Here is a 22,532-nt window from a genome sequence, read left to right as displayed (position 1 = left end):
CGGCAGGTTACGATCCGGCGCGGTGACGGGGCGGTAGCTCAGCCGGTTAGAGCAGGGGACTCATAATCCCTCGGTCGCGGGTTCGAACCCCGCCCGCCCCACCAGCTGTTTTCCCTGGTCGGTCATGCTGCTGACGGCCTGGGCGTGCATCCCACCGAACCCAGCCCTCGAAGATCCGCCCACACCTTCGGGGCGGCGGCAGGCGGCGGGACAGGGCATGATGCCCGGATGACGTTGGCCGAGATCTGGCCCGTGCGCCGCCTGCGGGTGACGACGTCCGTGCTTGAGCTGGCCGTCCCGTGTGAAGACGAGCTTGCCGAGCTGGCTCTCCATGCGGCAGCCGGCGTCTACGATCCGCAGAACCGCTTTCTGGCGCGCTCGTCCGTAGCGGGATGGGAGTCGGGACCGTCTCCCCAGGCCGAGTGGTCATTCCTGCGGTACTACTGGGCGTCCCTGGCGGACTGGCGGCCGGGCAGATGGAACCTGGTCATGGCGGTGAAGGTCGATGGTGCGTGCGTCGGGGTGCAGGAGATCGGCGCGCAGGACTTCGGGATCACGAGGACCGTCTCGACGGGGTCATGGATCGCGCGGCGGTTCCAGCGGCGTGGTTACGGCAAGGAGATGCGGGGCGCCATCCTGCATCTCGCCTTCGCCGGGCTGGGAGCGGATCGCGCCGAGTCCGCCGCCTGGTCCACCAACGCGCCGTCGCTGGGAGTCTCGTGGTCGCTCGGCTATCAGTCGAACGGCACCACCATCCGGGCTTTCGACGGTGCCCGACAGGAGCAGATCAACCTGGTGCTCGACCGCGAGCGGTGGGCGAGTCACCGTGCCGACATCGCGATCCACGGACTCAGCGACGAGGTGCTTGAGCTGATGGGCGTCAAGCGGGCCGCATCCCGGTGACGCCCGCTGCCCAAGCCCCCAGCAGCGCTCCTCAAGGCTGTGGGACGGGGGTGACCGGACCGGCAGCGGTGCCGGAGGGGCGCTGGTCGCGGCCGACCCAGGTGGCGACGCATGCCTCGTTGCCCTCGGCGTCGGCCAGGACCCACCACATCGGCGCGTGCGCGTCGGAGACGAGGCGGCCACCCGCGGCCAGGGCGGCGGCGATGCGGGCCTTGGCCTGGTCGTGCGGGACGGCGACGTCGAGGTGCATGCGGTTGCGGTGTGGACGCGCCGCGTCCATCTGCTGCAACCCGAGGCCCGGGCCGCGGCGTGCCGGGTCGCCCAGGTAGTCGTCGCCGACCGCGCGGTAGCCGAGCAGCGCCCGCCAGAACGGCAGCACCTGCGCGCCGACGAGCACGTCGAGGGTGACGTTGACGAGCTGGACGGCGGTCGGGTCGGCGGGGACGCCCAGCGCCCGGGCGACTGCCGAGATCCGCCGGGCCAGCTCGACGTCGCGCCGGGACAGGGACACGGTGACGCCGTCGTGGCGCAGGTCGACGCTGACGTACCGCTGCTCGGTCCCGCCGGCGAGCTGACCGATTCCGTCGACGAGCGCGACGCCTTCGGCCAGTGAAGCGGTCCGGAAACAGGCGGAGACCACGTGGTAGAGGCATCGCCAGTCCTCGACACCGTCGGCCGCGTGGAACTGCCCGGCGGTGATCTGCGCGGTCATGCGGGCGAGGCTAACAGCGGCGACGCGGGGCCGTCCTCCGACCGAGCGGGCGGCGCGGGCGACTATCCTTCGCCGCACCCGACCGCGATGTCCAGCACCGACAGCCGTCCCGCCCGGAACGCCGCCGCCTGCTCGGCGCTCAGTCTGTGGGACGCCGAGGGTGGATCACCCGCCTGCCAGCGGTTGACGTGCACGAAACAGCCGTGCCATCGCCCGCGGCCGACCATGTCGAGGCCGGGGAACACCTGATCGTTCGGCGGAGTGCTGAGGACGAGCCCGGGCCCGGACACGCGGGCGAGGACGTCGTCGTCCGGAGGCCCCACGAAGATCGCGACGGCGGCGCGAGCCGCAGCCGGCGCGGTGCCGGGATCGAGGTAGTCGTCCACTCGCTCGTAGCCGCGCACGTCGATGTCGGACAGGTGGCGTTGCGCCGGGGTCTGCGCGGGACCGATCAGTCGGAGCGCGCCGAAACAGCAGGCGACGACCCCGACGATCGACAGCCACCAGATAATTCGGCGCCGCGACCGCACGGGTACGCGTCCGTCAGCGGCGTCGTCGGGGGTGCGCACGGCGAAACAGTAGGCCGAGAGACGCGCGCACGGTGGGCCGTGCGTCGATCTATCATGTCCCGGTGCGGAAACGCCTGCGGATCGTGTGCGGGCTGGCCCTGGCCGGCGTGCTCGCCCTACCGGTCGCCGTGCTCGGCGTCCATGTCGCCCATCCTCGCGACGAGGACGGATACCTGGCCCACCTCAAGCAGTACGGCGACCGGCAGACCGACCAGCCCCTGCGGGTTCTGCCACCCACCGCGGATCTGGTCGCCGAGGGGGACGCGGCCTGCGACTGGCTGCGCGAGCAGCCGTACGCGCTCTGGCGGCACGATGCGCGGTACGGCGAACTGGCGGTTTACGAGCGTTATCTCGACGAGGTGGGCGACCGCCCGCCGACGTGGGGTGCCGCCCTGCCGGATCTGCGGTCGGTGACCGGGGGCGCCTGGACCTATCTGTGCCCGGCGGACCGGGAGCTACGGGAGCCCCGCCGTAATCCCTTCGCCCCCAAGCCCGACTGAGCGAGGCCTTCGGCAGTCGTCAACCGCGACGCCGGCGGACCGGTCGCGCCCGACCCGACGAGACAGCGGGCCGGGCGCGTCGTGCCGGTTACGCCACGAAACGGGAACGGCGCCGGCGGCCGATCACGAAGCCCACGGCCCCGAGGAGCAGAAGCACGCCGCCGATGCCGGCCACGGTCGCGGTGTCGGTGCCGGTCACCGGGAGCCCACCGCCCTCGCCGCCCTCGCCGCCGGGAGCACCGGGCGTGACGGAGGAGACGGGAGTCGGCACCACGGTCGTGGTGACGCTGGGCGTCGGGGTGGGCTGGGCCGTCGGCGTGGCCGTCGGCGTCGGCTGAGCCGCGCAGTCGAGCGCGCGCGCCTCGTACAGGCCGGTGTTCAGGTAGGCCAGGAGAGCGTCGATCGACCCGTCGTCGAGCGCCTTCTTCGCCGCGTCCTGCACGTTGCTGCCGGCGTCGGTCAGGCTCCGGGCCACCTCGATGCGCAGGGCGACCAACCAGGCGCTCCGCATGTCCTTCTCGAGGAAGGCGCGCAGATCGTCAGCGGTGCCGTCGAGCCCCTTCTGGACGGCGTCGGGCAGCACGGGCAACTGCTCGCGCTTCGCCTCGGCCATGATCTGGTTGGCCAACACGCGGACCTCGGTGTCGGTGGCGGTGTCCAGGTCGATGGTGACGAGTTCGCGGATGTCCTGGTAGACCTTGCGCTCGATCGTCTGGCATGCCGCGTCCTGCCCGGGCACCTGGGCCTGGGCCACGGCCGGCGCCGCCGGAATCATAAAGGCCAGCGCCACCAGGACGCCGACCGACAACTTCCATCGCATGTGGATGGTCCTCCCCGCTGCGGACAAAACAGGGGGATGCTACCGGCGGTGAACGATCCGCACCGCCCCGTGGGATCGAGTTCGATCACTTCCGCCGGCAGACGCCGGTCACCCGCCGCCACCAGCCCCGAGCCGCCCCCCGCGTCGAGGGTAGATGCCGCATGCTTGCCGGCATGGCGCATTACGACCCCAAGGCGGACCTGCTCGACTATCTGCGCGGCGCGCGGGAGGCGGTGGTGTGGAAGCTCGACGGGCTCGACGAGTACGACGTCCGCCGCCCGCTGACGCCCACCGGGACGAACCTGCTGGGGCTGGTCAAGCACCTGGCGCGCGGCGAGTTCGGCTACTTCGGGGAGACCTTCGGCCGGCCGGCCGACGCCGTCGCCCGTTGGCCCGAGGGAGAGGCGTCGTGGGACGCCTGGGCGCTGCCGACCGAGTCGCGCGAGTCCGTCGTCGACCTGTACCGGCGAGCCTGGACACACGCGGACGCGACGATCGAGGTCCTGCCGCTGGACGCGGTCGGCCGGGTGCCGTGGTGGGGCGACGGCGGCGAGGTGACACTGCACCAGATCCTGGTCCACGTCACCGCCGAGACGCAGCGCCACGCCGGCCACGCCGACATCGTCCGTGAGTTGATCGACGGCACGGTCGGCCTGCTGCGGACGTCGACGAACGTGCCGACGTCGGACACGGCGCAGTGGGCCGCCCACCGGGACATGGTGGAACGCAACGCGCGGGAGGCCGCCGGCCGATGAGGCGTCCGGTGGACCTCGCTCGCCGTCTGGCGCACGTGCGGTGGCTCGCCGGAGGCACCGGGTCGGGGAAGAGCACCCTCACCCGCGCCCTGGCCGAGCGGCACGACGTGCTGATCTACGACGGTGACCGCGCGGAGCGCGACTACGTCGGCCGGTGCACCGCGCGGGACCAGCCGTACCTCTGGGCGTTGCTGCACGCCCCGGGGCCGCGGCGGTGGAACGGCCGCAGCGCGCAGGAGATCTTCGAGTCGATGCCGAGCCTGCACGGGGAGACGTTCGGGTTCGTGGTGGACGACCTGCTGGCGCTGCCCGCGGACCGCCCGATCCTGGTCGACGACTTCCGCACCCTGCCCGGCGAGGTGGCTCCGCTGCTGAACTGGCCTGCGCAGGCGGTGTTCCTGCTGCCGACGCCGACGTTCCGGGACCGGGCCCTGCGCAGCCGGTTCGCCGACCCCGACCGGGCCCGAGCGAACTGGGGAGACGGCGACCACCGCGAGGCGCTCGCCCTGCGGCTGGGGCGCGACGAGCTGTGGGACGCCGAAATCCGCCGGCAGGCGGCCGTCTCGCACCTGCCGGTGGTCACCGTCGACGGCTCGCGCGGCGTACGCGACCTCGCCGACGACTTCGCCGTCCGGTTCCGCCTGGCCGACCGTGCGACTCCGCGGGCCGATCGGTGACGGATCGATCTCGGAGCCCCTCAGCGTGACGTCGCTCGTGGACAGTCTGGGGGGAGAGACGCGAATCCTTGCGGTCCGCCGGCGTCGAGGGGCGGCTACTGCCGGCCACCCTGCCGCTCGATCGCCGGCTGCCCGTCCTCACCGGCGAAGCCCACCTGGGTCATGACGCTCAGGGTCGCAGCGTTCTCGTTGGCGATCGTCGCCTCCACCCGCTCCACCAGGGTTGCGAAGGCGGTGACGTCGTCCAGTTCGGTGTACACGCCGGTCCGGGTGAGGAAGTAGATCCTCTCGTGTCCCAGGGTCTGCTCTGTCGACCGGTAGTTCTTCCACTGCTCCCGATAGCGGAACACGCTCTCCAACGAGACCGCGCCGGCCACGATCAGGCTGACGACGGTGGTCACCGCCTGGGCGTAGGGGAAGTCGAGGTTGACGAGGACGGGGACGAGAGAACCACCGACTACGGCAGCCGTGCGGGTTCGGAGATGGGTGGCCTTCGCCCTGACGGCTTTCTTGTCGTACCAGGACTGGTACTGAGCGAGTCGGTCGGCGAGGTATTCATCCGCCGAGAGCCCAGGACCCGCCTCGTGTCCGGCGGTCTCCATCGCCGCGGGAATTTGGGATTCGTCGACCACGGCGCCCAGTAGAGCCGGTGTGCCCGGCGACCGTCAAGGCGATCCGATCACGTCCGCTCACCGACTGGCGCCACGAGGTCACGCCTCCCGGATGCTTGCGGTGACCCGGTGGTGGCGAGGATCCTCGATCTCGTCGAGCAACGCGATCGCGAAGTCCGGGTAGCTGATCCGGCTGGCCGGATCGCCGTGCTCGGCGAGCCGGTAACGCCCGGTCCGCGTCCCGGCGTGGTCGAAGTCGCCGGCCGGCGCCACGTACGCCCAGTCGAGGTCGCCGGCCCGCAACTCCGCCAGGCCGGCGGCGTGGCCGAGGAAGAACGGGCGGTACTCGTCCGGATAGCCGGGCTCGTCCATCAGGGGAGCGCCGGACGGGCCGGGCAGGACCGGCGCGAGGCCGACCACCACCAGCCGGCGTACCCCCGCCGTCGCCAGCCCGGCGGCCAGGGCGCGCGACGCGGCGGTGAAGAAGTCGTGCGGAGGCGCGGCCAGGTCCACCGCCGCGCTGACGGCGGCGTCGTGCCCGGCGGCGGCCCGCGCGACGCTCGCCGCGTCGGTGACGTCGCCGGCCACCACCGTCGCGTCGAGCGGGTCGCGGTGGCGCGCCGGGTCGCGTACCACTGCGGTGACCCGGTGGCCGCGTCGCCGTGCCTCGCCGACGACCGCCCGCCCGGCGCGCCCGCCCGCGCCGAAGACCACGATGTTCATGACCGACCGCCTCTCCGCAGGGCCGGAACCGTTACGCCCGGCCGGTTCGGCGACGGTATCGCCGGCGGTGGTTACCTCGGGGATACCCGTATCGTGGTGGGATGAGGCAGCCGTTGCCCACCAACATGTTCGACGAGCTGTGCCCGTCGTCGCTCAACCCGATCCGGTTCGGCGACAAGTGGGCGGCGCTCGTCATCCGCTGCCTCGACGGCGGCCCCCGCCGATTCTCCGAGCTGCGGGTGCCGCTGCGTCGAGTCACCCCCAAGGTGCTCACCGGTTCGCTGCGCGCGCTCGAACGCGACGGTCTGGTGGCCCGCACCGTCCACCCGGGACGGTTTGCGCACGTCGAGTACGAGCTGACGCCGCTGGGCCGCAGCATGCTCGCACCGATCGCGGCGGCCTGCGCGTGGACCGAGCGGCACTGGGACGAGCTGCTCGACGCCCGCGAGTCCTACGACGCCGCCCGCCGAGGCGGGTGACGCCGCCCGCCGGCTACGCCCAGGGCGGCGTGTGCCGGGCCAGGTAGGCGCGGGCGCGGGGGAGCGGATCCCCCCAGTACTGGTGCGGCATCCGGCTGTGGTGTGCCGCGCAGAACTCTGCCAGGTCGTCGGCGAGCGCGACGGCCTCCACCGGCCGGCTCTCGAAGGCGCGGTTCGCCGCGAGCAGGCGCGGCTCCGGGTGCCAGCCGGAGTGGTCGAACGTCCACCCGGCCCAGGTCGCGTACACGTGCCAGACCTGCGGGTCGTCGGCGAAGCGCAACCCGGTGAGCCCGATCGGCCGGTCCGGGTAGGCGTCCCGGCACACCCAGGCCAGGATGTGGCACGCGCCGGCGGCGAAGAACGCCTGATCCGTACGGTCCCACGCGACGCGCTGGTCGGACCGTTCGAGCGGCGTCCGCCGGAAGACCCCCGCCGCCACCGCCGTCATTCGCCGCCCTCGACGTACGACGCGAGGTTCGCCAGCGAGGACGCGATGCCCTCCTCGTGGACGGCCTGGTCGATGCCGGGCGGCACGCCGGTCGCGGTGACGGTCACCTCGGTGCCGTCGCCGGTCGCGGCCAGGCGCCAGGTCATCGTCATGGTGCCCGCGTACGCCGGGTTGTCGGCCTGGAACACCGCGGTCTGCACCACCCGGGCCGGGCGCGCCAGCTCGGCGAACCCGACGTCGACGACGTCCGTCTCGTCCGACGTCTTGCCGGGGTTGTCGGTGGGGTCGAGATAGGTGAGCACCATCCGGAACCCGCCGCCGGGACGCGGATCCCAGCGGTCGATCCGCCCCCGCATGCCCTCGGGCGGCAACCACGCCTCGAGCGCCGCCCGGTCCAGGAGCGCGTCGTAGACCGTCGCCGGCGGCGCGGCGATGGTCCGGCTCGCCCGATCGATCCTGCTCATCGCCCGATTCTAGGACTCGACCGGGTGCAGGATGGGCCGGTGAGGTTTCCACTCTCGACACGACCAGCCGTCCCCGCCGGCACGCTCGCCGCCGGTCCGCAACCCACCGCCGCCGGCCGCGACCTCGTCCTGCGGCCCTGGCGGGACACCGACGCGTCGGCGTTCCTGGCCGCGTACCGGGATCCGGAGATCCGGCGCTGGCACACCCGCCGGCCCGCCTCCGAGGACCAGGTCCGCGAGTGGTTCGCGTTCTACCGCCGGGCGTGGCGGCAGGAGACGGCGGCGAGCTGGGCGATGACGTACGGCGGCGGCGACGCGCTGGGACGCATGGTGGTGGGCGCCATGGACCTCGGTGACGGGGTGGCGGTGTGCGCGTACTGGGTGGCTCCGGCCGCACGCGGCGCGGGCGTGGCCTCCCGCTCGCTGCGGGCGGTGAGCGACTGGGCGCTCGGCGCGGTGGGCTTCCACCGTCTCGAACTCGACCACTCGACGCGCAACCACGCCTCCTGCCGGGTCGCCGCCAAGGCCGGCTTCCGCCCGGAGGGCACCCGACGCAGCGCCGCCGTGCACGCGGACGGACGGCACGACATGCACGTGCACGCCCGGATCCGCGGCGACGACTGACACCCGGCCCGCGCCCTGACACCAGCGCCGCTCGGGTGGATGCCGAGGTCCATGGAGGTGACGTGAGGCGGAAGCGCCGGGGGGAGGTCGTGTGAGCGAGCCACAGCGCGGCACCGTGCCGCGAACGTCGTTCTGGCAGTCGATGGCCGGGATGCTCACTGCCGTCGCCGCCCTGATCACCGCGCTCGTCGGCGTCGCGGCTTTCCTCCACCAGGTCACCGGTGGCGGCTCCGCCGCCGCGCCGGCGACTCCGACGTCGAACGCCTCTGCCCCGGCTCGGTCGGTCGACCGCGGGACCTCCCTACCGCCGGCCGCCACCCCGGAGAACGCCGCCGCCGGCCCGTTCGAACTGTTGTTCAACAACAACGGCGTCGATCTCGACGCCGACCCGCCCAGGGTGGCCACCCGGTCGGACCCCGAAATCGACATCTACGACGGGGGCGGCTCGATCCAGAGCTTTCCCATCTGGGCCGGCCTGGCCAGGTGGAGTCGCGCCGGCACTCCGAGCCGAGAGGACTGCCTCGCCCTGCTCAACGGCTACGCGACTGTCGACTCCACCTACCGCAAAGGCAGTCGATACTGCGTGCACACCCGGGAGGACGTCCACGTCGCGTTCGTCGAGTTCGTCGCGCCGATCGAGGGCGGCTGGAAGATCCGGGTGACCGTCTGGCCGGGCACGGCGGACTGACCTGCCTGCCACCGCCCCAGCCGCATCGCCTGCTGGTGCGCGGATGAGAGAGTGGCAGCGTGCGGGTGGGGATCCTCGGGCCGCTGGAGGTCCGTGACGGCGAGCGGCTCGTCGACGTCGCCGGGGCGCGGCTGCGGGCGCTGCTGATCCGTCTCGCCCTCGACCCGGGCCGGCCGGTCAGCGTCCCGGCGCTGGCCGAGGCGCTCTGGGCGGACGCGCCGCCCGCCGACACCGCGAACGCCGTGCAGACCCTGGTGTCCCGGCTGCGCCGGGCGGTGCCCGGGTTGGGCGTCCGCAGCGGTCCGGCCGGCTACCGGCTCGACCTGGAGCCGGCGGACGTGGACGCCGAGCGGTTCGCGCGGCTGGCCCGCGACGGCCGGGAGGCGCTGCGCGCCGGGGACGCGGAGCGGGCGCTCGGCACGCTGCGGGACGCGCTGGCGCTGTGGCGCGGCCCGGCGCTGGCCGAGGTCGGCGACGCGCCCTACGCCGCGGCGGCGGTGGCGCGCCTGACGGAGCTGCGGCTGAGCGCGCAGGAGGACCGGATCGAGGCGGAGCTGCGGACCGGCCGCCCGGAGCTGCTGGTCGCGGAGCTGGACGAGCTGACCGCCGCGCACCCGCTGCGGGAACGGTTGGCCGCGCTGCACCTGCGGACGCTCGCCGCCGCCGGGCGGCCCGCCGAGGCGCTGGCCGCGTACGAGCGGGTGCGGGCGCGGCTCGCGGACGAGCTGGGGATGGACCCCTCGGCCGAGCTGCGCGCGGCGCACCTGGCGCTGCTGCGGGGTGAGGTGGCCCCGCCGCCGGTGGCCGCCGCGCCGCGCGGGAACCTGCGCGCCGCGCTGACCACGTTCGTCGGGCGCGACGACGACCTGCGCCGCCTCACCGGGCTGCTCGCCGACAACCGGCTGGTCACGTTGATCGGGCCGGGCGGGGCCGGGAAGACCCGGCTGGCGAGCGTCGCGGCGGGGCGGCTCGCCGGTGGCGTACCCGGTGGGGCCTGGCTTGTCGAGCTGGCCCCGATCACCGACCCGGCCGACGTGCCGCGGGCGGTGCTCGACACGCTCGGCCGGCGGGACCGGGCGCTGGAGCCGACCCGGCCGACGGCGCGGGACACGCTCGGCCGGCTGGTCGACGCGATCTCCGTCGACGAGACGCTTGTCGTGCTGGACAACTGCGAGCACGTGGTGGAGGCCGCCGCCCGGCTCGCCGAGGAACTGCTCGGGCGCTGCCCGGGGCTGCGCGTGCTGGCCACGTCCCGCGAGCCGCTGGGCATCGTCGGCGAGGCGCTGGAGCCCGTACCACCGTTGCGCCTGCCGCCGGCGGACGCGACGCCTGCCGACGCGGCCGCGTACCCGTCGGTGCAGTTGTTGCGTGACCGGGCGGTGGCCGTGCGGGCCGGGTTCGCGGTGACCGGCGACAACGTCGCCGACGTGGTGGAGATCTGCCGCCGTCTGGACGGCCTGCCGTTGGCCATCGAGCTGGCCGCGGCGCGGCTGCGGACGCTGTCGCCGAGGCAGGTCGCGGCCGCTCTGGACGACCGGTTCCGGCTGTTGACCGGCGGCAGCCGCACCGCGTTGCCCCGGCACCGGACGCTGCGGGCGGTGGTGGACTGGAGCTGGGGGCTGCTCACCGACGACGAGCGCAAGCTGGCCGAGCGGCTGGCGGTGTTCCCCGCCTCGGTCACCGCCGAATCGGCGGCCGGCGTCGCCGGACCGGCCGCCGCCGCGCTGCTCGACGCGCTCGTCGACAAGTCGCTGCTCCAGGTGGTCGGCGACGGGCGCTTCCGGATGCTGGAGACCATCCGGGAGTACGGGCTGGAGCGGCTGGTCGCCACCGGGGCGGCCGCCGAGGCGCGGGCCGCGCACGCGGCGTACTTCCGGGGGCTTGTCGCGACCGCGGAGCCGCACCTGCGCACCGCGGGCCAACTGCCCTGGCTGCGGCTGCTCGCGGCGGAGCGGGAGAACATCGTCGGCGCGCTGCACTTCGCCTGCGACGCCGGGGACGCGGACACCGCGCTGCGGATCGGCGCCGGCCTGGCGCTGCCGCTGATCATCTGGGGTGACGACGGCGGGATCGGCGGCGACGTGCTGGCCCGCGCGCTGGCGCTGTCCGGTCCGGCGCCGACGGCGGAGCGGGCCGTGGTGCTCGCCATCCGGGTGGTCACCGAGATGTTCCAGGTCGCCCGCGAGCCGAGCGGGGAGCGGATCGCGGAGCTGACCGACGCGGTGCGCGCGGCGAAGGGGACCGGCCACCCGATCGTGGCGCTGCTCGAACCGGCCCTGTCGATGTTCGCCGACGACACGTCCGCCGGGATCGCCGCGGTGGACCGGGCGCGCGGGCACCCCGACCCGTGGACCGACGGGATGCTGCTGACCATGCGCGGTCAGATCCGGGAGAACGACGGCGACGCCGAGGGCATGCTGCGGGACCTGACCGGCGCGGTCGCGGAGATGCGCGCGGTCGGCGAGCGGTGGGGCCTGTCGATGGTCCTGAGTCAGTACGCGGACGCGCTGACCAAGAGCGGCGACTTCGCGGCGGCGACGGCGGCCCTGGAGGAGTCGGCGCGGCTGGTCCGCGAACTCGATCCGGGCGCCGAGCCGGGCTTCCAGCTCATCTGGCTGGCCGCGATCCGGGCCCGGGCCGGCGACGTGGCCGGGGCGAAGGCGGAGCTGCGCCGGTTCGTCGCCGACCGGGTCGCCGACCGGGACGGCCGGGACGCCGCGTTCGCGCTGATGATGCTCGGCGACATCGCCCGGCTGGAGGGTTCGCTCGACGAGGCGCAGGAGTGCTTCGCCGAGGCGATGCGTCGACAGGACGAGGCGCCGCTGGTGGCGCCGCAGTTCCGGGGACTGCTGCTGGCCGCGACGGCGCACCTCGCGCTCGCCCGGGGCGACGACGCGGCGGCGCGGACGACCCTGTCCGAGGCCACCACGCGGGGCCTCGCCGCGAGGGACATGCCGGTGGTCGCGATCATCACGGTCGGCTGGGCCGCGGTCGCCGAGGCGGCGGGCCGGTACGAGCGGGCCGCCGAACTGCTCGGCACGTCCGACTCGCTGCGGGGCTGGCCGGACCGCTCCAACCCGGACGCCCAGCGGCTCGCCGAGCGGCTGCGCGCCGTGCTGGGCGACGGGGTCTACGCCGCCGCGTACGCCCGGGGGCACGGCCTGAGCCGGGCCGACGCCCTCGCTTCGGTGGGCGTCGACCCGGCTCGGTGAGGCAGGTCAGGCCCGACGCCGGTAGGCCCGGACGGCGAGCGGCGCGAAGACCGCGATGATCGCCACGGTCCAGAGCAGCGACCGGGTCACCGGCCCGGCGACCGGGCCGCCGATGATCAGCCCTCGGGCCGCCTCCATCACGTCGGCCACCGGGTTCACCCCGACCCACCACTGCAACCAGCCGGGCAGCGTGTCCGTAGGCACCATCATGTTGGTGCCGAAGGTCAGCGGGAACAGCAGCAGGAAGGCGGTGCCCTGCACCGCGCCCGGGCTGCGCATCAGCACTCCGAGCAGCACGCCGATCCAGCTCACCGCGAACGCGAACGCGATGGTCAGCAGGCAGGCCGCCAGTGTGGAGAGCGGGTCGGTGCCGATCCGGAAGCCGATGGCGTAGCCGAACGCGAGCAGCACCACGATGGAGACCACGAACCGGACCAGGTCGCCGACCACGGAGCCGACCAGCGGCGCGGACCGGGCGATGGGCAGGCTGCGGAACCTGTCGAAGACGCCCTTCTCCACGTCGGTGTTGAGGCTGACGCCTGTCGCGATGGACGCGAACAGCACGGTCTGCACCATGATCGCCGGGAGCAGGAACTCCAGGTACGCGTGCTGCGAACCGGAGATCGCGCCGCCCAGCAGGTAGACGAAGATGACCACGAAGATGATCGGTTGGAGCGTCACGTCCAGCAGTTGCTCCGGGGTGCGCAGCGTCTTGATCAGGCTGCGGCCGGCGAGCGCGAGGCTGTGCCGGGCCAGCCCGAACGGGCGGGCGCCGGCCCGGGGCGCGCGGGTCCGGGGCGGCGCCGCCGCCGCGCGGGTGGTCGTGGTCATGCCGCCACCTCCGTGGGCTCCTCGGCGCCGTGGCCGGTCAACGTGAAGAACACCTCGTCCAGGCTGGGCAGCCGCAACGCCAGCTCGACCACCCCGATGCCTGCCTCGTCGAGCCGGCGGACCACCGCGGTGAACGTCGCGTCGTTCTCCACCGGCACGGTGAGCAGCCCCGGTCGGGGCAGTTCGGGTTCGACGCCGGTGCCGGTGCGCAGGATGTCGGCCACGTCGCCGATCCGCTCCGGCTCGGTCGGCCGGACCACGATGGTCTGGCTGCCGGCGATCCGCTTCAGCTCGCCGGGCGTGCCGTGGGCGATCACCCGGCCGTGGTCGATCACCGAGATCTCGTCGGCGAGCGCGTCCGCCTCGTCCAGGTACTGCGTGGTGAGCAGCACGGTCGAGCCGTCGTCGACGAGCGAGCGGACCACCCCCCACATCTCCTCGCGTTTCGCCGGGTCCAGGCCGGTCGTCGGCTCGTCCAGGTAGATCACGTCGGGCCGGCCGACCAGGCTCGCGGCCAGGTCGAGCCGGCGGCGCATGCCACCGGAGTACGTCTTGGCCGGGCGGCCGGCCGCCTCGGTCAGGTCGAACCAGGCGAGCAGTTCCGCCGCCCGCGCCCGCGCGTCGCGCCGGCTCAGGTCGAGCAGCCGGCCGATCAGCACCAGGTTCTGCGTTCCGGTCAGGTCCTCGTCGACCGAGGCGTACTGCCCGGTCAGCCCGATCAGCCGGCGCACCTGGCCGGCCTCGCGGACCACGTCGTGGCCACCGACTGTGGCGCGCCCGGAGTCCGGGCGCAGCAGGGTGGCGAGGATCCGCACCGCGGTGGTCTTGCCGGCGCCGTTCGGCCCCAGCACCCCCAGCACGGTCCCCCGTCGTGCGGCGAGGTCGATCCCGGCCAGCGCGGTCGTCGTACCGAACCGCTTGACCAGGCCCTCCGCCTCGAATGCGTAACTCATGGCACCGACGATGGCGGGCGCCGCTGGCAGCGGCCGCACACGGCGCTGACACCGCCACGCACACGTGTCGGCGGCACGACGAGGGGCCCCGCCGATGGACCTGCACACATAAATGGGCTGCCGAATTCCGTCGCCACGGCCGGTCCGGTACGCGCGCAACACGCCCGCGCGGAGCAGCGTTTCTGCTGGTGCAGGGGTTACTTCGGGGCGTTCCGGGTGGCGGCGTCACGCGCCGCCGAATATGAAGGCGCCGATAGAGCACCGTCACGTGTTCGTCATATCCGACCGTCCGCGCCGCGAATTTCTCGGTCGGGGTCGCCGTCCCATTTCCGGAATGGCGCCCGGCGGCGCGGACGTCGATTTCCGTCGAAACGATTTCCGGGAATGTGTGTCGCGCCGCCCGGCGGGGCATACTCGCCGGATGTCCGATCAGCCCCGCCGTCCCGCCGTGGCGTCGCCGATGCTCGTCGCGCTGCGCGACGGCACCCGCCGCCAGCATGCCGCGGTGGAGCGCCGGTTGGGCCTGCCCGACCGGATCCGGACCCGGGACGACCTCGCCGCGGTCCTGATCGCGCTGCTCGACGCCTGGGCGCCGCTGGAGCGTGACCTCGCCGCCGCGGACTGGTCCGCGTTGCCGCTCGACCCCCGACTCGGCGAGGCGGCCGCGCTGCTGCGGGCCGATCTCGCCACGCTCGGCGGCGACCCCGACCGGCCGGTCGCGTCCTCGGGGCTGGGCCTTGCCCCCGTGGCGCGGGCCGTCGGCGGCCGGTACGTCCTGCTCGGCAGCGCCCTCGGTGGCCGGGTGATAGCGCCCGAGGTGGAGCGTCGGCTGGGCCTGCGCGCGGGGGAGGGGACCGGGTTCTTCCGCCGGGCCGGGGGCGAGCCGGGACGGGACTGGCGCGCCTTCCGCCTCGCGGTGGCCGGTCGGGAGTGGTCGGCAGGCGAGACGGCGGACGCGGTCGACGCCGCCCGGTCGACGTTCGACCTGGTCGGCTGCGTCGCGGTGGGCGGGCCCGCCGGCTGACGGTCAGCCCGGGCGGTCGGGGCCCAGTTCCCGGGCGACGATCCGCAGGGCGCGGGTCAGCTCCGCCGCCGAGGGGGCGGCATCCGGGTCGACCAGCCACTGGGCGGCCACGCCGCCGAGCAGCGCCTGGTGGAACGTGCCGAGCGTGAGCGCGGTGGCCTCGTCCGCGTCGGGGCCGAGCCGGTGGAACACCTCGGCCAGGCCGAGTCGTGCCCGCCGGTTCGCCGCGGCGAACGCCTCGCGCAGCTCGGGATGCCGGTCCATCCGGGCGACCAGCTCGAACTGGACCGCCCAGAGCGGGCGCAGCCGGTCGTACGACTCGATGATCCGTTCCCAGGCCGACTCGAACCGCCGCTCCGGGTCGGCGTCGTGGGCAAGCGCGCGGTCCAGTTCCTCGCCCCACTCCGCCATCGCCTCGACCAGCGCCTCGTCGAGCAGCGCCCGGGTGGTGCGGAAGTGGTAGCCGATGGCGGCCAGGCTGGTGCCGGCCGAGGCGGCCACGTCGCGTGCGGTGGTGGCGGCGTAGCCCTTCTCCATCAGGCAGCGCTTCGCGCCGGCGAGCAGGTCCTCCCGATTTCCCATGCGGGCAGCGTACCGAAGCTCTTGAACATTTGTATTGCACAAACGTCTCACACGCCCGTACCGTCATCGCCATGACCGATGTCCTGATCTCCGGCGCCGGTGTCGCCGGCTCCGCGCTCGCCTGGTGGCTGCGGCACCACGGCTTCCGCCCGACCGTCGTGGAGCGGGCCCCGGCCTCCCGCGACGGCGGCTACAAGGTCGACGTCCGGGGCGCGGCCCTGACCGTGCTGGACCGGATGGGGCTGGCCGGTCGGGTGCGTGCCCACGACACCGGCATGCGGCTGGCCCGCTTCCTGGACCGGCGCGGCCGGCAACTCGCCACCATGGACGCCGCGCTGTTCGGCGGCCGGTCCACCGGGGACGTCGAGGTCATGCGCGGCGACCTGACCCGGATCCTGCGGACCGACGACGTCGAGCACCGCTTCGGCGACTCGATAAGCGCGCTCGACGCGGACGCCGACGGGGTGGACGTGACGTTCGCGCGCGGCGACCGCCGTCGCTACGACCTGGTCGTCGGCGCCGACGGCCTGCACTCGACGGTACGACGGCTCGCCTTCGGCCCCGGATCGGCGCACCTGCTCCCGCTCGGGCACCACATCGCCGTCTGCACCGTGCCGGCCGGGCTCGCCGAGGACCGGGTCGAGCTGCTGCACCCGGAGCCCGGGCGGACCGTTGGCGTCTACCGGACATCGGGCGCGCCCGACGCCCGCGCGCTCTTCCTGTTCCGCTCGCCGGCCGACGCCACCGACGCCGGTGACCCGGCCGGGCGGCGGGCCGTGCTGGACCGGGCCTTCGCCGGGGCCGGCTGGCGGGTGCCCGAGCTGCTCGCCGCGGCGGCCGACGCGCCGGACCTCTACCTCGACGCGATGAGCCAGGTGCGGATGCCGCGCTGGTCGACCGGCCGGGTGGGCCTGGTCGGCGACGCCGCGTACGCCGCCTCGCCGGCCTCCGGGCAGGGCACCAGCCTGGGCCTGGTCGGCGCGTACGTGCTGGCCGCCGCGCTGGCCGAGGCGGCCGGCCGACCGGCGGACGGGTTCGCCGCGTACGAGCGCCGGATGCGACGGTTCGTCGACGCGAACCAGGCGCTGGCGCAGCGGAACCTGAAGGGCATGGTGCTCGGCTCGGCCGGGCAGATCCGGGTGCAGACCACGATGCTGCGCCTGCTGCCGCACCTGCCCGGCCGGGAGCGGATGGTCGACCGGGTGGCCGAGCCGATCCGCCGGGCGGCCACCGCGATCACCCTGCCGGACGCGGCCTGAGCCTCACGGACGGTCCAGGCGCTCGGCGTACGCGTCGCGCAGCTCCGCCCAGCCGAAGTTCTTCGCCTCCGCGCCGCGGATCGGGCCGACCGGGTCGCCGTCGAGCAGGTGGCCGGCGACGTCCAGGCAGAGGTGCCAGCCGGCGGCCACCATCGGCGCCAGGTCGAAGCGGTCGATCCGGTGCCGCAGGGTCAGCGTGGTGCCAGCGCCGGTGGGCGTCAGCTCCCAGCGGAGCAGGCCGTCGCCCCAGGTGTGCTCCAGCACGCTCGGGCGGTCGGCGCGCCGCACCGTGGCCGGCGCCGGATCCGCCCGGTCGCCGTCGACGGTGCTGAGCGTGGCGTCGCCGGTGCGCCCCAGGTCGCGGTCGGCGAGGAAGGGCGCCCACTCGGCGAGCTGCCCGGGGTCGGTCAGCGCGGCCCACACCTTCTCCGGCGGGTGCCGCAGCTCCCGGACGAGGATCAGGTCCCACCGGTCGCCGGCCGGGACCCGGTCGACGTCGGCGAGCGGGCCGGGGCGGAAGTCGTCACGCTGCATCGTCACTCCTGACTGTCGAGATGGCGCTCCAGGGCGTCGAGGTGCCCGGTCCACATCAGCCGGTAGGGCCCGAGCCAGTCGTCCACCGCCCGCAGCGGCCGGGTGTCCACCCGGTAGATCCGCCGCTGGGCCGCGGCGCGGCAGGTGACCAGGCCGGCCTCGCGCAGCACCCGCAGGTGCTTGGAGACGGCGGGCTGGCTCATGCCCAGCGCGTCCACCAGCTCACCGACGCTGCTCTCGGCCCGGCGCAGCCGGTCGAGGATGTCGCGGCGGGCGGGCTCGGCCAGCACGGCGAAGGCGTCCACGGTCACCCCGCCAATATGCCATGGCGGTTATATGCCGGTCAAGGCATATGCCCTGTTCCTATGCTCGGGGCATGACAATCCGATGGGGCGTCGTGCTGCCCCAGGGCTGGCGGTCCGACCTCACCCACCTGACCGACCCGGTCGCGGCGTTCGAGGCCATGGTCGCGGTCGCCCGGGAGACCGACGAGTTGGGCTGCGACTCGGTCTGGCTCTACGACCACGTGCAGGCCGTCTCCGGCGAGCCGGAGACCACGTTCGAGTGCTGGACCAGCCTCGCCGCGATCGCCCGGGAGACCCGCCGGGTGCGGCTCGGCCAGATCGTCACGTGCAACGGCTTCCGCAACCCGGCGCTGCTCGCGAAGATGGCCGCCACCCTCGACGTGGCCAGCGGCGGCCGGGCCTTCCTCGGCCTCGGCGCCGGCTGGGACCAGCGAGAGTACGACGCCTACGGCTTCCCGCAGCCGTACCCGTCGACGGGGGAACGGCTGACCCGGCTCGACGAGGCCGCCGCCGTGCTCACCGCGATGCTGCGCCACCCGGTCAGCACCGTCGAGGGCCGGCACCACGGGGTACGCGAGGCGCAGAACGTGCCGACCGGGGCGACCGCCGCGCCCGTACCCCTGCTCGTCGGCGGCGGCGGCGAGAAGCGCACGCTGCGGACGGTGGCCCGCTACGCGGACGCCTGCAACCTGACCGACCACACCGACCCGGCGTTCTACCGGCACAAGCTGGACGTGCTGGCCGGGCACTGCGCCGACCTCGGCCGCGACCCCGCCGCGATCCTCAAGACGGCGTCGTTCTCAGTCTTCACCGGCGCGACGGACGCCGAGGTGACCGCCCGGCTGGCCGGCCGGGACCGGGCGGCGACCGCCGCCGGCAGCGCCGTCGGCACCCCGGCCGAGCTGGTCGACGTCTTCGGCCGGCTGGTCGAGGCGGGGATGGAGTACTTCATCCTGTACTTCCACGAGCCGACCGACCTCGCACCGATGCGGCTGTTCGCCCGGGAGGTCGCGCCGCACCTGGGCTGACCGCTCCTATGCTCGGGGCATGGAACTGCGGATCTTCACCGAACCCCAGCAGGGCGCCAGCTACGACCAGCTCCTCGCCGTGGCGCGTCGCGCGGAGGAGACCGGCTTCGCCGCGTTCTTCCGCTCCGACCACTACCTGAAGATGGGCTCGGTGGACGGCGACCCCGGTCCCACCGACGCCTGGACCACGCTCGCCGGCCTGGCCCGCGACACCACCCGGATCCGGCTCGGCACGCTGATGAGCGCCGCCACGTTCCGCCTCCCCGGCCCGCTCGCCATCACCGTCGCGCAGGTCGACCAGATGAGCGGCGGCCGGGTCGAGCTGGGCATCGGCACCGGCTGGTACGCCGAGGAGCACGCCGCGTACGGCATCCCGTTCCCCCCGCTGGGGGAGCGGTTCGACCGGCTGGAGGAGCAGCTCGCGATCATCACCGGGCTCTGGTCCACCCCGGCCGGCGCCACGTTCGACTTCCCCGGCACCCACTACCCGGTCAGCGCCTCGCCCGCGCTGCCCAAGCCGGTGCAGCGACCCCGCCCGCCGATCCTGCTCGGCGGCATGGGGCCGAAGCGCACCCCGCGCCTCGCCGCCCGGTACGCCGACGAGTTCAACCTGCCGTTCGCCTCCGTCGACGACACGACCGCCCAGTTCCGGCGCGTGCGGGACGCGTGCGCCGAGATCGGCCGGGACCCGTCCACGATGGTCTGGTCCAACGCGCTCGTGCTCTGCTGCGGGCGCGACGACGCCGAGGTGGCCCGCCGCGCCGAGGCGATCGGCCGGGAGCCCGCCGAGCTGCGCGCCAACGGCGTCGCCGGCACGCCCGCCGAGGTGGTCGACACGCTCGGCCGCTACGCCGAGGCCGGCGCCGCCCGGGTCTACCTCCAGGTGCTCGACCTGGCCGACCTGGACCACCTGGAGCTGGTCGCCGCCGAGGTGATGCCGCGGCTCTGAGCGGGCCTACGCCCGCCGGACCGTGTCGAGCCGGCCGTCCCGGTCGCTGTCCAGGTACGTCACGTCCGGCACGCCGTCGCCGTCGATGTCGACCTGCACCACGTCGGCGACGCCGTCGCCGTCCAGGTCGGTCACCACCTCGACCGAGCCGTCCAGGTGGCGGGTCACGATCGAGTGCGCCTGCCCGTCGCGTGGCGCCGGCCCCGGGTGCGGTGCCGGCTCCGGCTCCGGCGTGGGCGAGGGCACCGGGGTGGTCAGGTCCGGCCCGACACCTGTCGGGTCGATCTCCTCCTCCGACGGGTAGACGTCGCCGTGGAGGCTCGGGTCGCGGTAGCTGCTCATCCCGCCAGGATTCCCGCTTCCACCCCGGAACAACCCTGCCCGCCCCCGATGGCGGATGATGCAGCGCATGACGGACACCAACTGGGCCGGCAACGTCCGCTGGTCGGCCCGGACCCGGCACCGGCCGACCTCCCTGGACGAGCTGCGCCGGCTGGTCGCCGGCGCCGACCGGGTCCGGGCCGTCGGCACCGGTCACTCGTTCAACCGGCTCGGCGACACCACAGGCGCCCAGATCGCGCTCGACGGGCTGCCGCCTACCGTCGCGCTCGACCCCGACCGGGGCGCCGTCACGGTCCCCGCCGGCCTGCGCTACGGCGACCTGGCCACCACGCTCCAGGCCCAGGGGTACGCGCTGGCGAACCTCGCCTCGCTGCCGCACATCTCGGTCGCCGGCTCGGTGGCCACCGCCACCCACGGCTCCGGCGTCGCCAACCGCAACCTGGCCGCCGCGGTGGCCGCCCTGGAGATCGTCACCGCCGACGGGGACCTGCTCACCGTCGACCGGGACGACAGCCGGTTCCCCGGCCTGGTGGTCAACCTCGGCGCGCTGGGCGTGGTCACCCGGCTCACCCTCGACGTGGTCCGAACGTTCGACGTGCGGCAGTACGTCCGGCTCGGCCTGCCCCGCGCCGCGCTGGACGAGGCGCTGGGCGCCGCGTACAGCGTCAGCGTCTTCACCGGCTGGCGGTCCGAGCGGTTCGACCAGGTGTGGATCAAGCAGGACGCCGACCAGCCGCCGCCGCCCGCCGACTGGCTCGACACGACGGCCGCCGAGACGCCACAGCACCCGGTGCCCGGCATGTCACCGGTGCACTGCACCGCCCAGTTCGGCGAGCCCGGGCCGTGGCACGAGCGACTGCCGCACTTCCGGCTCGGCTTCACCCCCAGCAGCGGCGACGAGTTGCAGTCCGAGTGGCACGTGGCCCGCGCCGACGCGGCGGCGGCGCTCGCCGCGCTCGACCCGGTCGCCGAGCGGATCGCCGCCGTGCTCCAGATCTGCGAGCTGCGTACGGTCGCCGCCGACGAGCTGTGGCTGAGCCCGAACTTCCGCCGCGACACGCTGGCGGTGCACTTCACCTGGATCGGCGACCCGGTGGCGGTGGCGCCGGTGCTGGCCGAGGTGGAACAGCGGCTCGCCCCGTTCGCGCCGCGCCCGCACTGGGGCAAGCTCTTCGACCGCGACCCGGCCGCCGCGTACCCCCGGCACGCCGACTTCGCCGCGCTGCTCCGCGACCTCGACCCGGCCGGGAAGTTCCGCACCGCGGAGATGGACCGCTACTTCCCGCGCGACTGACGGCACCGGCCGGGCATGCGCTCCCGGCCCTCGCTTCGCTCGGTGCGGTCGCTCATGCGGTCAGCGACCGGCGGAGGTCTGCGGGCGGAGGCTGCCGCGCTGCACCGCGCGGCTGATGTCGCTGGGCGAGACGATCCCGACCAGCCGGCCGTCGACCACCACCAGCGCGCGACCGTCGGTGCACTCGTTGAGCCGGGGGAGCAGGTCGGTGAGCTGTTCGTCCGGGCGGGCCAGCACCAGCTCGTCGGCCCGGCAGGACACCTCGGCCAGGGTGGTCGACGGGCGACGGTCCGCCGCGACGCCGCGTACCCGGTCGAGCGTGACCAGGCCGACCGGCCGGTCGCCCTCGGTCAGCGGCAACGCCGAGTGCCGGTACGCGAAGAGGTAGTGGTCGACGAAGTCGGCCACGGTCAGGTCGCCGGACGCGGTCTGCGGCTGCGGCGTCATCACGTCGCCGACCCGGATGCCGCGCAGCGCGTCGCCCATCCGGGCCTGCCGCTCCTCCTGCCCGGCCGCGCCGATCAGGAACCAGCCGATCAGCGCCAGCCAGAGCCCGCCGAACCCGGCCCCGCTGAGGAACCGCCACAACCCGAGGCCGATCAGCACGATGCCCAGCACCCGACCGGCGCCGGCGGCCACCACCGATGCCCGGGTCCGGTCGCCGGTGGCCTTCCAGACCGCCGCGCGCAGCAGCCGCCCGCCGTCCAGCGGCGCCGCCGGCAGGATGTTGAAGAGCGCCAGCAGCACGTTGATGCCGGCCAGCCAGGACAGCGCGCCGAGCAGCAGCCCGTGCCCGCCGGCCACCGCCACGGCCACCGCGATCGCGCCGAACACCACGCCGATGACCAGACTGACCAGCGGGCCCACCCCGGCGATCCGCAGCTCGGCACCCGGGTCCTTCGCCTCGCCCTTCAGCTCGGCGACGCCGCCGAAGAGCCAGAGCGTGATCCCCTCGACCTCGATGCCGTTGCGCTTGGCCACCACCGCGTGCGACACCTCGTGGGCGAGCAGGCCGAGGAAGAAGACCACCGCGGCGGCCAGGCCGGCTGCGACGTAGGCGAGCGTGGAATGACCGGGGTACGAGCGGGGGAACAGGCTGGCCGACAGCGTCCAGGCGATCAGCACGAAGATGACCAGGACACTCCAGTTGACGCCTACGGGTACGCCCGCGACCCGGCCGAGCCGGAAACTCGCCCTCATCGCTCCGTCATACCCGTCCGCGCCACCACCACACCAGCGCGCGTGG

Annotated in this window: 27 protein-coding genes and 1 tRNA gene; 14 read left to right on the top strand and 14 right to left on the bottom strand. The window is 74.3% G+C overall.

The features are described 5' to 3' along the window. The first annotated feature begins 27 nt into the window (after positions 1-27). Both ACIA5A_RS13655 and ACIA5A_RS13650 read left to right on the top strand, forming a co-directional pair. A tRNA-Ile gene (locus ACIA5A_RS13655) sits at positions 28-104 on the top strand. 124 nt (positions 105-228) lie between these two features. Continuing rightward, positions 229-903: a GNAT family N-acetyltransferase gene (locus ACIA5A_RS13650; protein WP_396760822.1), complete on the top strand. Its 675-nt coding sequence runs from the start codon at positions 229-231 to the stop codon at positions 901-903. A 31-nt stretch (positions 904-934) separates the two neighbouring features. Here the strand turns inward: ACIA5A_RS13650 and ACIA5A_RS13645 are convergent, their stop codons facing one another. Both ACIA5A_RS13645 and ACIA5A_RS13640 read right to left on the bottom strand, forming a co-directional pair. After that, a complete protein-coding gene (locus ACIA5A_RS13645) occupies positions 935-1,615 on the bottom strand; it encodes a VOC family protein (RefSeq protein ID WP_396760819.1) in 681 nt (226 codons plus the stop codon). A 62-nt stretch (positions 1,616-1,677) separates the two neighbouring features. Next, complete coding sequence (locus tag ACIA5A_RS13640; RefSeq protein WP_396760817.1) at positions 1,678-2,184, bottom strand: hypothetical protein; 507 nt, start codon at positions 2,182-2,184, stop codon at positions 1,678-1,680. Positions 2,185-2,246: 62 nt separating this feature from the next. Between ACIA5A_RS13640 and ACIA5A_RS13635 the strand changes: the two genes are divergently transcribed. Continuing rightward, the gene (locus ACIA5A_RS13635; protein WP_396760814.1) at positions 2,247-2,684 is read left to right on the top strand and encodes a hypothetical protein; all 438 of its coding nucleotides are present in this window, start codon (positions 2,247-2,249) and stop codon (positions 2,682-2,684) included. An 88-nt stretch (positions 2,685-2,772) separates the two neighbouring features. Here ACIA5A_RS13635 and ACIA5A_RS13630 read toward each other — a convergent pair whose 3' ends face one another. Further along, entirely contained in the window at positions 2,773-3,504 is a 732-nt protein-coding gene (locus ACIA5A_RS13630; protein WP_396760811.1) for an ALF repeat-containing protein, read from the bottom strand. Positions 3,505-3,677: 173 nt separating this feature from the next. Here ACIA5A_RS13630 and ACIA5A_RS13625 point away from each other — a divergent pair, with 173 nt between their 5' ends. Both ACIA5A_RS13625 and ACIA5A_RS13620 read left to right on the top strand, forming a co-directional pair. Then, a complete protein-coding gene (locus tag ACIA5A_RS13625) occupies positions 3,678-4,259 on the top strand; it encodes a DinB family protein (protein ID WP_396760808.1) in 582 nt (193 codons plus the stop codon). Between the two features lie 8 nt (positions 4,260-4,267). Next, on the top strand, positions 4,268-4,936 hold the full coding sequence (locus tag ACIA5A_RS13620; protein ID WP_396760805.1) for a hypothetical protein: 669 nt from the start codon (positions 4,268-4,270) through the stop codon (positions 4,934-4,936). 95 nt (positions 4,937-5,031) lie between these two features. On the opposite strand, the gene ACIA5A_RS13615 is transcribed toward ACIA5A_RS13620, so the two are convergent. Further along, positions 5,032-5,568 carry a DUF4231 domain-containing protein gene (locus ACIA5A_RS13615; protein ID WP_396760802.1) on the bottom strand — a complete coding sequence of 179 codons (537 nt, stop codon included), beginning with the start codon at positions 5,566-5,568 and terminating at the stop codon, positions 5,032-5,034. 78 nt (positions 5,569-5,646) lie between these two features. Continuing rightward, positions 5,647-6,270, bottom strand: a complete 624-nt coding sequence (locus tag ACIA5A_RS13610; RefSeq protein WP_396760799.1) for an NAD(P)-dependent oxidoreductase — start codon at positions 6,268-6,270, stop codon at positions 5,647-5,649. Positions 6,271-6,371: 101 nt separating this feature from the next. On the opposite strand from ACIA5A_RS13610, the gene ACIA5A_RS13605 reads away from it, so the two are divergent. After that, a complete protein-coding gene (locus ACIA5A_RS13605) occupies positions 6,372-6,749 on the top strand; it encodes a winged helix-turn-helix transcriptional regulator (protein ID WP_396760796.1) in 378 nt (125 codons plus the stop codon). A gap of 13 nt (positions 6,750-6,762) precedes the next feature. Here ACIA5A_RS13605 and ACIA5A_RS13600 read toward each other — a convergent pair whose 3' ends face one another. After that, complete coding sequence (locus ACIA5A_RS13600) at positions 6,763-7,197, bottom strand: hypothetical protein (RefSeq protein ID WP_396760793.1); 435 nt, start codon at positions 7,195-7,197, stop codon at positions 6,763-6,765. Beyond that, positions 7,194-7,661: an SRPBCC family protein gene (locus ACIA5A_RS13595; RefSeq protein WP_396760790.1), complete on the bottom strand. Its 468-nt coding sequence runs from the start codon at positions 7,659-7,661 to the stop codon at positions 7,194-7,196. The genes ACIA5A_RS13600 and ACIA5A_RS13595 overlap by 4 nt, the downstream gene beginning before the upstream one ends. A 39-nt stretch (positions 7,662-7,700) precedes the next feature. Between ACIA5A_RS13595 and ACIA5A_RS13590 the strand changes: the two genes are divergently transcribed. The 3 genes from ACIA5A_RS13590 to ACIA5A_RS13580 all read left to right on the top strand — a co-directional run bounded on the left by ACIA5A_RS13590 (position 7,701) and on the right by ACIA5A_RS13580 (position 12,185). Further along, on the top strand, positions 7,701-8,285 hold the full coding sequence (locus ACIA5A_RS13590; protein WP_396760787.1) for a GNAT family N-acetyltransferase: 585 nt from the start codon (positions 7,701-7,703) through the stop codon (positions 8,283-8,285). A gap of 91 nt (positions 8,286-8,376) precedes the next feature. Continuing rightward, positions 8,377-8,973, top strand: a complete 597-nt coding sequence (locus ACIA5A_RS13585) for a hypothetical protein (RefSeq protein ID WP_396760784.1) — start codon at positions 8,377-8,379, stop codon at positions 8,971-8,973. A 59-nt stretch (positions 8,974-9,032) separates the two neighbouring features. Next, positions 9,033-12,185, top strand: coding sequence for a BTAD domain-containing putative transcriptional regulator (locus tag ACIA5A_RS13580; RefSeq protein WP_396760781.1), 3,153 nt, complete (start codon positions 9,033-9,035; stop codon positions 12,183-12,185). 6 nt (positions 12,186-12,191) lie between these two features. Here ACIA5A_RS13580 and ACIA5A_RS13575 read toward each other — a convergent pair whose 3' ends face one another. Then, entirely contained in the window at positions 12,192-13,016 is an 825-nt protein-coding gene (locus tag ACIA5A_RS13575; RefSeq protein WP_396760778.1) for an ABC transporter permease, read from the bottom strand. Further along, on the bottom strand, positions 13,013-13,969 hold the full coding sequence (locus ACIA5A_RS13570) for an ATP-binding cassette domain-containing protein (protein ID WP_396760776.1): 957 nt from the start codon (positions 13,967-13,969) through the stop codon (positions 13,013-13,015). The genes ACIA5A_RS13575 and ACIA5A_RS13570 overlap by 4 nt, the downstream gene beginning before the upstream one ends. A 421-nt stretch (positions 13,970-14,390) precedes the next feature. On the opposite strand from ACIA5A_RS13570, the gene ACIA5A_RS13565 reads away from it, so the two are divergent. Further along, positions 14,391-14,993 (top strand): biliverdin-producing heme oxygenase, encoded by a 603-nt coding sequence (locus ACIA5A_RS13565; RefSeq protein ID WP_396760773.1) that lies wholly within the window; start codon positions 14,391-14,393, stop codon positions 14,991-14,993. Positions 14,994-14,996: 3 nt separating this feature from the next. Here the strand turns inward: ACIA5A_RS13565 and ACIA5A_RS13560 are convergent, their stop codons facing one another. Continuing rightward, entirely contained in the window at positions 14,997-15,575 is a 579-nt protein-coding gene (locus tag ACIA5A_RS13560; RefSeq protein ID WP_396760770.1) for a TetR/AcrR family transcriptional regulator, read from the bottom strand. Between the two features lie 71 nt (positions 15,576-15,646). On the opposite strand from ACIA5A_RS13560, the gene ACIA5A_RS13555 reads away from it, so the two are divergent. Continuing rightward, a complete protein-coding gene (locus ACIA5A_RS13555; RefSeq protein WP_396760767.1) occupies positions 15,647-16,834 on the top strand; it encodes an FAD-dependent monooxygenase in 1,188 nt (395 codons plus the stop codon). 3 nt (positions 16,835-16,837) lie between these two features. Here the strand turns inward: ACIA5A_RS13555 and ACIA5A_RS13550 are convergent, their stop codons facing one another. Continuing rightward, the gene (locus tag ACIA5A_RS13550; RefSeq protein WP_396760764.1) at positions 16,838-17,368 is read right to left on the bottom strand and encodes an SRPBCC family protein; all 531 of its coding nucleotides are present in this window, start codon (positions 17,366-17,368) and stop codon (positions 16,838-16,840) included. A gap of 2 nt (positions 17,369-17,370) precedes the next feature. Further along, positions 17,371-17,679, bottom strand: a complete 309-nt coding sequence (locus tag ACIA5A_RS13545) for an ArsR/SmtB family transcription factor (RefSeq protein WP_396760762.1) — start codon at positions 17,677-17,679, stop codon at positions 17,371-17,373. Positions 17,680-17,744: 65 nt separating this feature from the next. Here ACIA5A_RS13545 and ACIA5A_RS13540 point away from each other — a divergent pair, with 65 nt between their 5' ends. Beyond that, a complete protein-coding gene (locus tag ACIA5A_RS13540; protein ID WP_396760759.1) occupies positions 17,745-18,701 on the top strand; it encodes a TIGR03560 family F420-dependent LLM class oxidoreductase in 957 nt (318 codons plus the stop codon). 19 nt (positions 18,702-18,720) lie between these two features. Continuing rightward, positions 18,721-19,650, top strand: a complete 930-nt coding sequence (locus ACIA5A_RS13535) for an LLM class F420-dependent oxidoreductase (RefSeq protein WP_396760757.1) — start codon at positions 18,721-18,723, stop codon at positions 19,648-19,650. 6 nt (positions 19,651-19,656) lie between these two features. On the opposite strand, the gene ACIA5A_RS13530 is transcribed toward ACIA5A_RS13535, so the two are convergent. Further along, positions 19,657-19,992 (bottom strand): hypothetical protein, encoded by a 336-nt coding sequence (locus ACIA5A_RS13530; protein ID WP_396760754.1) that lies wholly within the window; start codon positions 19,990-19,992, stop codon positions 19,657-19,659. 67 nt (positions 19,993-20,059) lie between these two features. On the opposite strand from ACIA5A_RS13530, the gene ACIA5A_RS13525 reads away from it, so the two are divergent. Beyond that, complete coding sequence (locus tag ACIA5A_RS13525; protein WP_396760751.1) at positions 20,060-21,286, top strand: FAD-binding protein; 1,227 nt, start codon at positions 20,060-20,062, stop codon at positions 21,284-21,286. Between the two features lie 60 nt (positions 21,287-21,346). Here ACIA5A_RS13525 and ACIA5A_RS13520 read toward each other — a convergent pair whose 3' ends face one another. Then, positions 21,347-22,486 carry a site-2 protease family protein gene (locus tag ACIA5A_RS13520; RefSeq protein WP_396760748.1) on the bottom strand — a complete coding sequence of 380 codons (1,140 nt, stop codon included), beginning with the start codon at positions 22,484-22,486 and terminating at the stop codon, positions 21,347-21,349. Between the last annotated feature and the right edge of the window lie 46 nt (positions 22,487-22,532).

It is taken from the genome of Micromonospora sp. NPDC051300, from assembly GCF_044455315.1.
In the GTDB taxonomy this organism is placed as follows: Bacteria; Actinomycetota; Actinomycetes; order Mycobacteriales; family Micromonosporaceae; genus Micromonospora; species Micromonospora robiginosa.
The sequence above is the reverse complement of the archived record's forward strand: the minus strand, read 5'-3'. Positions and strand labels throughout refer to the sequence as shown.

Excerpts from the sequence above, each read along its gene's own strand:
- ACIA5A_RS13650 (WP_396760822.1), top strand. The coding sequence starts at position 229 with ATGACGTTGGCCGAGATCTGGCCCGTGCGCCGCCTGCGGGTGACGACG.
- ACIA5A_RS13645 (WP_396760819.1), bottom strand. The coding sequence starts at position 1,615 with ATGACCGCGCAGATCACCGCCGGGCAGTTCCACGCGGCCGACGGTGTC.
- ACIA5A_RS13630 (WP_396760811.1), bottom strand. The coding sequence starts at position 3,504 with ATGCGATGGAAGTTGTCGGTCGGCGTCCTGGTGGCGCTGGCCTTTATG.
- ACIA5A_RS13625 (WP_396760808.1), top strand. The coding sequence starts at position 3,678 with ATGGCGCATTACGACCCCAAGGCGGACCTGCTCGACTATCTGCGCGGC.
- ACIA5A_RS13610 (WP_396760799.1), bottom strand. The coding sequence starts at position 6,270 with ATGAACATCGTGGTCTTCGGCGCGGGCGGGCGCGCCGGGCGGGCGGTC.
- ACIA5A_RS13605 (WP_396760796.1), top strand. The coding sequence starts at position 6,372 with ATGAGGCAGCCGTTGCCCACCAACATGTTCGACGAGCTGTGCCCGTCG.
- ACIA5A_RS13600 (WP_396760793.1), bottom strand. The coding sequence starts at position 7,197 with ATGACGGCGGTGGCGGCGGGGGTCTTCCGGCGGACGCCGCTCGAACGG.
- ACIA5A_RS13595 (WP_396760790.1), bottom strand. The coding sequence starts at position 7,661 with ATGAGCAGGATCGATCGGGCGAGCCGGACCATCGCCGCGCCGCCGGCG.
- ACIA5A_RS13575 (WP_396760778.1), bottom strand. The coding sequence starts at position 13,016 with ATGACCACGACCACCCGCGCGGCGGCGGCGCCGCCCCGGACCCGCGCG.
- ACIA5A_RS13570 (WP_396760776.1), bottom strand. The coding sequence starts at position 13,969 with ATGAGTTACGCATTCGAGGCGGAGGGCCTGGTCAAGCGGTTCGGTACG.
- ACIA5A_RS13565 (WP_396760773.1), top strand. The coding sequence starts at position 14,391 with ATGTCCGATCAGCCCCGCCGTCCCGCCGTGGCGTCGCCGATGCTCGTC.
- ACIA5A_RS13560 (WP_396760770.1), bottom strand. The coding sequence starts at position 15,575 with ATGGGAAATCGGGAGGACCTGCTCGCCGGCGCGAAGCGCTGCCTGATG.
- ACIA5A_RS13555 (WP_396760767.1), top strand. The coding sequence starts at position 15,647 with ATGACCGATGTCCTGATCTCCGGCGCCGGTGTCGCCGGCTCCGCGCTC.
- ACIA5A_RS13550 (WP_396760764.1), bottom strand. The coding sequence starts at position 17,368 with ATGCAGCGTGACGACTTCCGCCCCGGCCCGCTCGCCGACGTCGACCGG.
- ACIA5A_RS13540 (WP_396760759.1), top strand. The coding sequence starts at position 17,745 with ATGACAATCCGATGGGGCGTCGTGCTGCCCCAGGGCTGGCGGTCCGAC.
- ACIA5A_RS13535 (WP_396760757.1), top strand. The coding sequence starts at position 18,721 with ATGGAACTGCGGATCTTCACCGAACCCCAGCAGGGCGCCAGCTACGAC.
- ACIA5A_RS13530 (WP_396760754.1), bottom strand. The coding sequence starts at position 19,992 with ATGAGCAGCTACCGCGACCCGAGCCTCCACGGCGACGTCTACCCGTCG.
- ACIA5A_RS13525 (WP_396760751.1), top strand. The coding sequence starts at position 20,060 with ATGACGGACACCAACTGGGCCGGCAACGTCCGCTGGTCGGCCCGGACC.
- ACIA5A_RS13520 (WP_396760748.1), bottom strand. The coding sequence starts at position 22,486 with ATGAGGGCGAGTTTCCGGCTCGGCCGGGTCGCGGGCGTACCCGTAGGC.